Source organism: Mycobacterium sp. E735 (assembly GCF_001666955.1).
Taxonomy (GTDB): domain Bacteria; phylum Actinomycetota; class Actinomycetes; order Mycobacteriales; family Mycobacteriaceae; genus Mycobacterium.
In genome coordinates, this window is the sequence record NZ_LZIX01000214.1 from 1 (window position 1) to 557 (window position 557).

The 557-nt window shown below is 64.8% G+C and carries 1 protein-coding gene; it reads right to left on the reverse strand.

Features of this window, described 5'->3' with window-relative positions; translation table 11 throughout:
• A partial coding sequence (locus tag A5704_RS17105; RefSeq protein ID WP_156737694.1) for a condensation domain-containing protein occupies positions 1-557 on the reverse strand: 557 nt, incomplete at both ends.

Sequence of the window (557 nt, forward strand, 5' to 3'; positions counted from 1 at the left end):
CGCCCGATTACCGATCACCTCAAGACGCGCACGCTCGGCCTCATCCAGCACCTCGATCGACGAGATACGCCGCGCGGAGTCGGCGGTCATGGTGACCAACACGTCGTGCAGTTGCGCGGCCAGGGCCTCGACGCGGGCGGTGTTGTACACGTCGGTGCGGAACTCCACCGCCCCGCCGATGCCGGCGGGCTGCCCGTCCTCGGTCCAGCGCTCGGCCAGCGAGAACACCAGATCCATTCGGGCGCTGCGGGTGTCGGTGGGCAACGGCGTTACTTTCAGATCGCCCAGCTGCACGTCCGCGAATTCTTCGTTCTGCCAGGCCAAGACGACTTGGATCAGGGGGTGGTGGGTCAGGCTGCGAGTGGGGTGCAGCCGTTCGACGAGGACTTCGAAAGGCACATCCTGGTGCTCATAGGCGGCCAGGCTGCGCTGTTGCACCTGACCCAACAACTGCGCAACCGTGGGATTACCGCTCAGATCGGTGCGCAACACCAGCGTGTTGACGAAAAATCCGACCAACTCATCAAGCGCGGGATCACGTCGCCCGGCGATCGGAA